The following is a 6,684-nucleotide window of genomic DNA, read 5'->3' as shown; positions in this document are numbered from 1 at the left end:
TTTTTCTGCAATAGAAACGGCCTCCATTGGGTCAATACCAAGGCGACGAAAGGTATCTGCATTCTGTCTAACATAGTCAGTAGCATTACCATTCAGTACCGCATTGCGATAGCCAGATGATAGGTTACCCAAGGATTCGCGAACATCAGCAGAAACACCCTGCATACCGCCAGTGATAGCTTGAGCGTATTCAGGATAAGTCGCCAGTAATTGTCGCATGCCATCGCGATCACTATTCGCGTACGCCTCACCCCATGCTTTTTGGAATTCACCAAGTCTTTCTTGAGCTTGATATTCTCCGATAGTGTCTTTAATTCCCTTCAGACCTTGCAAGCCTTGCAATAGAATATTGTTACCACCAGACCGAGCTATCTCATTACTTCTATTGATAGAATCAACTACGAAGTTAGCATCACTTGCTTGCGGTGCATTTGAATTATTTAAGCCAATAGAGCCTAAAAAACCAGCTCCATTACTAGGCTGCCAAGTTGCCATTAGAATAACCCCCCAAGCAATCCAAGTCCGCCACCAATTGCAGCGCCCCATGGACCACCAATAGATGCCCCAGCCATTGCACCACCTAAACCACCCGTGACCCCTTGCTGAAATTGTGACGGCCGATTAGCCATAGCCGCTTGAGCATTTGCATTTTGTTGTAGTAATTGCCCCATGTTGTTTGCGTAGTTCTGACCAGCACTAGCCTGACCTTGCAAAGCACCGAGACCAACGTTGGCTAAGTTCTGGTAGTTATTCATTTGGTCAGCCAGCCAGCCTTGTCCAAGTGTAGGGGCAATAGATGCAAGCTGATTGCTTGTTGCTGTCGAACCTAACCCACCAGTAGCTTCCGCTCCAGCTAATTGCTGATAACGTGCTTGATTTGATAAATCGTTAAATGCTTGAGAGTTGTAGTATTGGTTTAATGCTTGTCCTTGACCTTCTAAAGAAGATAAGTTTTGCAACTGACCAATATACTGTTGGGCGAGTGGAGTAAACGGCGCAAGGTTTTGCATGTTTGTCTGCCACATTTCACGCTGTAACGCCGTGGCTTCACGAGTCGCATCAGCTTGAGCGCCTGCACCACCATCACCGCCACCCTTCATATATCCATGCATTGGTAGTAGTGAGTTTCTGAATTTCTCTGAAATAATCAGCATTTTAATAACTCCTCGTACTGTTCGCGTTTTAGTTGATAGATGGTGACACTTACTGGCCTGCCGTTACTGATATATGCATCGTCTAAATGTCCGACACGAGTAGCGCCAAGCATTTTTATAATAACGCGACCATATTTTGTGGTATCAGGAACCATAGTCACTGAGTTAGTGAATTGACTATTTTCCAGTAACCACTTGCAGAATAATTTGTGTGCTTCAAAGGCATACTTTCCACGGAATCCAGCATCAAAGATGGCGTGACACTCAACAACTGTATGCCAAAAATTACGCACCTCGAAAACACCAACCAATAGAACTCCCTCATAAATACCCAAGTAAAGTGCATCAGGTTTAATGAAATACTGATCATTGCTATCAACGATATTTCCCGTGTTCGACTTATCATTTAAAAACTCAGATAGTCGAACGGGGTTATCAATAATTTTAATTTCCATTAATCTATTAATCCGTGTGAACGCAAGGAGTCTTCAAGCGCCTTGATACGTTGCCTTGCCTCGACTAACCCACTTGCTAAAGTTTGCATTTCTGACCGTGTGTAGTCAGCGCTGAATGAGTAGGATTGGTTAGCATTAAACGAGCTCTTAAGTGCTGTACCTGTTGCTGAAGTGAAACCAGTAACACGCGTGCCGACAACTTTAGTTCCGTTTACTGAGTAGGATGTTGAAACATCTATAGGAGATAAAAGCTTCTGTTTTTCTGTTTTACTGAGAGAAACGTAGTCAACTCTGATTTCAGATATTTGACCATCGAGGTCTTGTATCTTTATTTTCAGCCCATCAACGTCCTGCTCAACGTTAAGGACTCTTACCTCTAACTTAGATAAATCCTCTTCTGTTTTTGTGATTCGCTCTTCATGATTAGCTAACTTAATACCATGCTCAACAATTGTCTGTTCGGCATCACCAAGCCTTTCCTCATGATCTGCAAGAACAACATCTTGCTCATCATTCCTCTTTTGAGCATCGAAAGCTTCAGCGCCAGCCTCATTTGCACGACCAGCCACCTTCGCCATATCATCAGCACCGCTAAGCACTATTCGTCGATATGTTTCGCTAAAGTTAGTCGGTAGGATATCTGGAACAATGTAAGAGGATTGAATTTCTATGGGTTTAGAAAGATCTTCACTTGCCATCATTCAACCCTCATCGATAGATCGCTAAGTGTTACAGGCGACTTAGTAATAACGCGAACTTTAAACCCTATGTTCTTTCTCACTCTTCCAACTCGTCGCCATAAAACACGTCGGTCATATTGGAAAGGTGAGTTTTGTTCAATCATTTGCTCACGACCAAAGTTAATGCCATCAGTCGTTGCAGAGAGAAATAACTTATCTGCAATCTGAGCAACGCCTGTTGATGCCTCAAGCTCTAAATCGAACACCCTTGCATTATCGGCTTTAGCCATCGGCGTATAGAGGATGTGCTCTACTTGCTTGTCGTACTGAGATGATTTATTGAAGGCAAGATTTCCAACAACACCATCGCTCTTATCTGCAACAGTGATCTGATTACCTTCATACATAAAATCAATTGCACGATAGGTTTCGTCATACAGTCCAGACTTTAGAATGCACCACTGCGGGTATTGCTGGCTTCCTGCTGCGTCAAAGCAAAGTGTATGGCGCTGTAAGTGAACAATGAGTAACTCATGACCATCAAAACGAATATTCTCAAGAACTGCCAGTGACAACTCGTCTGAAGTATAACTACGGATGATCTTATCAATGCTTGCGGTAGATATTTGACTAGCAGAACCAGAGCCGAGAATATAGACAGACGGCGCTCCGCTTGCTGGGTTACTGATGAATGCAAATGATTCTCCGAACTTACACTTAGCATCACGACCAGCAATACCCATCTGAACCATATAAGATGGCTGTGGCGCATATATTACTTGTGACGCACTCGTTGAACCGGTAATGGTAAAATATTCAATGGTTGACGAACCAAAGCAAAGCACCATGTCGCGCCAAGAATCGATAGCAATAATGCCGTCAGGCTGTGATTCAGCAGTGTAGAACGGACGATAGCGATCAGGTTTTGACTCATCCTCTAAGTCAGTAACGCCAAACCTTTCACCGCCTTTCTGCAACCAGATGTAGCGCCCTCGGTTACGAGCAACATCGACAACATCACCTAATTCGTATTGAGGGTATCTTTCAACTACCTCTAACACTTCTTGCGTCATTACAAATTCAGTAACGTCTTTGGCTGTTTGTTCGCTAGATTTAGCAAGGTTCATTTTATACGTGACTGTAATTTTACCGCCTGCACGCTTAATGCCTTCGACTATAACGTCGGTAAGATAAGGTTTCTCATCATCTTCCTGTTGGGATAATTTAACGCCTACCATTTGCTCAGTGATAAGCATCTCATTACCGGTTTTACCATCAGAAGTTTTAGGCGTGATTTTTAACGTTAAGAACCCATCCAGATCATCCTTTGTGAGTGGCACAAAATCATCATTACCTTCTTTGTGAGTCCATTTTTTAACGTCACGCTTATAGCCCTCAGTAATTACCTCTTCCTCTGGCCAGTTAGATAACTCTTTAATCTCACCGTCATAGCGATAGAGTTTTAACTTACCGCCTGACGCTACTGCTTGACTGTAACCAGAGTGCGCCATAGTCACCCTGTCTTTATCTTGAATGTCAGCAATGGCATTCTGTCCACAATAAAGCTTGTTACCACACACTCGATAGACTGTGTTGTTTTTCGTGTTGTACTGAACACCACGAGATACACCATCGACACTATGACGCTTTTCTAATGCAGGGAACGAACGCAAATAACCGGACGAATTCAATACCTCTTTCGGTGTGGCCAACATATTGACTGGAAGACCATCAATATAATCTGCTGTGTGTGGGTCTTTTCGCAAACCTCTAGCCAGTGGAATCTTTATCTGTGGCATTGAACCCCCTTTCGACGTAATAGTTATCTACGCCTAAAGCTGTGTATTTATTACCTTGACCAACTGGCATATCCCCACGCCTATCAATAGATGGAACCTTAAGCGTATCAAGTAATAATGCATCATAAGAAGAAGATGCTGATGCCTCTTGTCTTGGTGTTGGATCTAGCCCGTAATCAGTTAATATTCTTAGCAGCAATTGGTAGCCGATAGCTTGTTTGTATTTGCGAGGTAAGCCAGAATCATCATCTGGTGTTGGTTGCTCATCTTCTAGTGAAAACTTATAACCCAAATCACCAAATGTTATTTGTAGTTCGGACATCATATCTTCTAGATCATGAATACCATCCTCTACCGATTGAGGCTCAGCATCAGTTAGCGTCGCATCGGAAGCAACGCCAGCCTTACGCAACGCAAATAGAACAATTTCACCTTTAGTCAGTGTCATTGTCATTTGTTTCTGCCTTCTTAGTTGCTTTGGATTTCTTTACTTCTGGCTTAGTGATTTCATCAACAGAAGAGACGAAGCCAAGTTCCTTAAACGCAGGAAAATCACTAGCCACAATGACAGCCTGTACATAACCAGCATCATTGTTAGCCCATGCGAAAACGCTTTTACGTTCCATATTTACCTCAAATAAAAAAGGGAGCCGAAGCTCCCAAATAAACAACGAGGGTATTAGACATTTCCGAAGAATTGACCGCCAAAGTGTGGATTAAAGCACACATAGGCAGGCAGCAAGTCAAAACGCATCATTTGCTTGTTAGCATCACCATCAGCATATTTGTGTACACGGATAGAGAAACCTTCATATGTGGCCACTGCTGAATCAATGCTGTGTAATTTTGGCAGTGGGATAGTGCCCAAACCACAGAACATTTTATTAAAGAACAGATTAGGCTTCATTTGCTGCTTAGCAGTACCGATCACCACAACCTCATCACCTGCCGCTACTTTGCGATCAACTGCGTTGTACTGTTCGTTTACTGCGTCATACACCGGAACACCAGAAAGTTTAACGGTGACATCACCAGTACCATCAGAGTTTGCATCTTCAAGAACGGTGGCGGTGAAACTAATAGCAGTAGAACCGTTATACAGAGTTTGCTTGCTTTGCTGATTTAACCAATGTGTCGCAGTGAATTTAACCTGATCACCAGCCTTAAAGAATCCAGTCTTGCTTGCTGTTGCGCCAGTAAGAGTGATAGTGAACTGATAGGAATCTTTAATAGCAGTGTAATCCACTGTTGGAGCTGTTTTAACAGTCAGTGTTCCACCAAAATCACCTTGCTCACGAGATGCTAAGCCATTTGACATTAGAGCTTTAATACCGCCAAAGTTACCCGGAATTTGTGCATTTTCCCACGCTGTACGCACTAATTGGTCAGACGCATGTAGGCCAGTTTGTGCATCAGCAAGACGTTGAGCAGACCACGGATCCATTACTGCGTAGTTATCGCCAGCTTTAATTCCAATGTCTTTCAGGAACGTAGCTGTTTGAGCAACATCTGACCACTTAGCAATTGGTGAATTTGGCGTACCAAGTGACAATGCACCATTGTTCATCATGAAGTGAGCTAATTCAGTTTCAAGATCAGTGACCATTCGGGAATGAATTGGCGCTAAGATTTGGTCTAGCTGATTTAACTTTAACGCTTCTTCAACTTGCGCCCACTCAACAGCGACAGTGATATAATTACCAACCCGACCAGTAGCCTTACCTGAAATAAGGCCATTTTTTGCTTTACCAGTAATGTCGCCATCAGCTGTACGCTCAGAGCTGAATTGATGCGGGCGCTTAAAGCTGACACTTTCGCCAGTGCTTGAGTTGATTTCTCCAGCCAGTAATTGGCGATCAACTGTCTTACATAAAACTAAGTCGGACATGAAGCCCGGTAAAAACTTTTTAAGTACAATCTGACTTACGTTTGAATCTAAGTTATTAGCCATGTTTTACACCTTGTTTATTCAATAATTGCGCCGGGGCACAGTTTGTTTAATTCATCAGTCGTGACGCTTCCCGCCCCACCTTTAACTTCCGGCTCAGGTCTAGGTGCCTTCTTTGGTTTTGGTGCTAACTTAACTTTTTGGCTAAGCTGACCAATTAGGAATGCGGCACGTATTGGGTCTTTCTCAGCTGTAAGCCGCTGGCGCAATTCTTTATTCTTACCAAGTGCATAAGCAATTAGCTCAGTACCTTCATCGGCAGCTCTAAGTAAGATTTCCTGATGGATGATTGGAACTTCATTAGTGACAATCTCTTCCATCTCAGCGTAATCTTTTACAGGTAACTTAGATGCTCGTTGCTTATGATCTTCCAGTCGCTTAAGGATTTTTTCCTTGTAGTCGAGCTGCTCTTTCTCCTTGGCTTTTTTACTCTGATCAGCACGGCTTTTTTTTCTCATACCAATCAGTTAATGCCTTCTCGTATGCCTCTTCACTCCAATCACATGACTCTAGTGTTGGTTTCTGAGGTATTTCATCATTATGATTAACCGCTGGCTCTTGCGTTTGCTTGGCTGTAATTTCCTCAAGTTGGCGCCTTAGCTCACGGTTTTCTTTCTGAGTATCTTTAAAGCCTTTTCGAAGGTCTTT

The 6,684-nt window shown here is 43.1% G+C and carries 7 protein-coding genes and 3 pseudogenes; all 10 read right to left on the bottom strand.

Features of this window, described 5'->3' with window-relative positions; genetic code table 11:
* Positions 1–495 (bottom strand): phage DNA ejection protein (locus BHE89_RS06735; RefSeq protein WP_171742473.1); only part of this gene is annotated, 495 nt, incomplete at its 3' end.
* Complete coding sequence (locus tag BHE89_RS06730; protein ID WP_069367932.1) at positions 495–1,154, bottom strand: DNA transfer protein; 660 nt, start codon at positions 1,152–1,154, stop codon at positions 495–497. The genes BHE89_RS06730 and BHE89_RS06735, both read right to left, overlap by 1 nt.
* Positions 1,148–1,609, bottom strand: a complete 462-nt coding sequence (locus BHE89_RS06725; RefSeq protein ID WP_069367931.1) for a DUF2824 family protein — start codon at positions 1,607–1,609, stop codon at positions 1,148–1,150. The genes BHE89_RS06730 and BHE89_RS06725 overlap by 7 nt, the downstream gene beginning before the upstream one ends.
* Positions 1,609–2,310: a phage tail protein gene (locus BHE89_RS06720; protein ID WP_286138850.1), complete on the bottom strand. Its 702-nt coding sequence runs from the start codon at positions 2,308–2,310 to the stop codon at positions 1,609–1,611. The genes BHE89_RS06725 and BHE89_RS06720 overlap by 1 nt, the downstream gene beginning before the upstream one ends.
* Positions 2,307–3,329: pseudogene (locus tag BHE89_RS06715) on the bottom strand (packaged DNA stabilization protein); the annotation flags it as partial. The pseudogene BHE89_RS06715 and the gene BHE89_RS06720, both read right to left, overlap by 4 nt.
* A gap of 435 nt (positions 3,330–3,764) precedes the next feature.
* Positions 3,765–4,088: pseudogene (locus tag BHE89_RS06710) on the bottom strand (packaged DNA stabilization protein); the annotation flags it as partial.
* Positions 4,060–4,542 (bottom strand): packaged DNA stabilization gp4 family protein, encoded by a 483-nt coding sequence (locus BHE89_RS06705; RefSeq protein WP_069367929.1) that lies wholly within the window; start codon positions 4,540–4,542, stop codon positions 4,060–4,062. The pseudogene BHE89_RS06710 and the gene BHE89_RS06705, both read right to left, overlap by 29 nt.
* Positions 4,523–4,714 carry a hypothetical protein gene (locus BHE89_RS06700; protein ID WP_069367928.1) on the bottom strand — a complete coding sequence of 64 codons (192 nt, stop codon included), beginning with the start codon at positions 4,712–4,714 and terminating at the stop codon, positions 4,523–4,525. Before BHE89_RS06700 ends, BHE89_RS06705 begins: the two co-directional genes overlap by 20 nt.
* Positions 4,715–4,767: 53 nt before the next feature.
* The gene (locus BHE89_RS06695) at positions 4,768–6,039 is read right to left on the bottom strand and encodes a P22 phage major capsid protein family protein (RefSeq protein ID WP_069367927.1); all 1,272 of its coding nucleotides are present in this window, start codon (positions 6,037–6,039) and stop codon (positions 4,768–4,770) included.
* A 14-nt stretch (positions 6,040–6,053) separates the two neighbouring features.
* Positions 6,054–6,684 (bottom strand): annotated as a pseudogene (locus BHE89_RS06690) (phage capsid protein); the annotation flags it as partial.

The organism is Shigella sp. FC1967 (assembly GCF_001743005.1).
Classification (GTDB): Bacteria; Pseudomonadota; Gammaproteobacteria; order Enterobacterales; family Enterobacteriaceae; genus Proteus.
The sequence above is the reverse complement of the archived record's forward strand: the minus strand, read 5'-3'. Positions and strand labels throughout refer to the sequence as shown.

What these genes read in the sequence shown, in the direction of transcription:
- BHE89_RS06730 (WP_069367932.1), bottom strand. Translation starts at nt 1,154, where the DNA reads ATGCTGATTATTTCAGAGAAATTCAGAAACTCACTACTACCAATGCAT.
- BHE89_RS06725 (WP_069367931.1), bottom strand. Translation starts at nt 1,609, where the DNA reads ATGGAAATTAAAATTATTGATAACCCCGTTCGACTATCTGAGTTTTTA.
- BHE89_RS06720 (WP_286138850.1), bottom strand. Translation starts at nt 2,310, where the DNA reads ATGATGGCAAGTGAAGATCTTTCTAAACCCATAGAAATTCAATCCTCT.
- BHE89_RS06705 (WP_069367929.1), bottom strand. Translation starts at nt 4,542, where the DNA reads ATGACAATGACACTGACTAAAGGTGAAATTGTTCTATTTGCGTTGCGT.
- BHE89_RS06700 (WP_069367928.1), bottom strand. Translation starts at nt 4,714, where the DNA reads ATGGAACGTAAAAGCGTTTTCGCATGGGCTAACAATGATGCTGGTTAT.
- BHE89_RS06695 (WP_069367927.1), bottom strand. Translation starts at nt 6,039, where the DNA reads ATGGCTAATAACTTAGATTCAAACGTAAGTCAGATTGTACTTAAAAAG.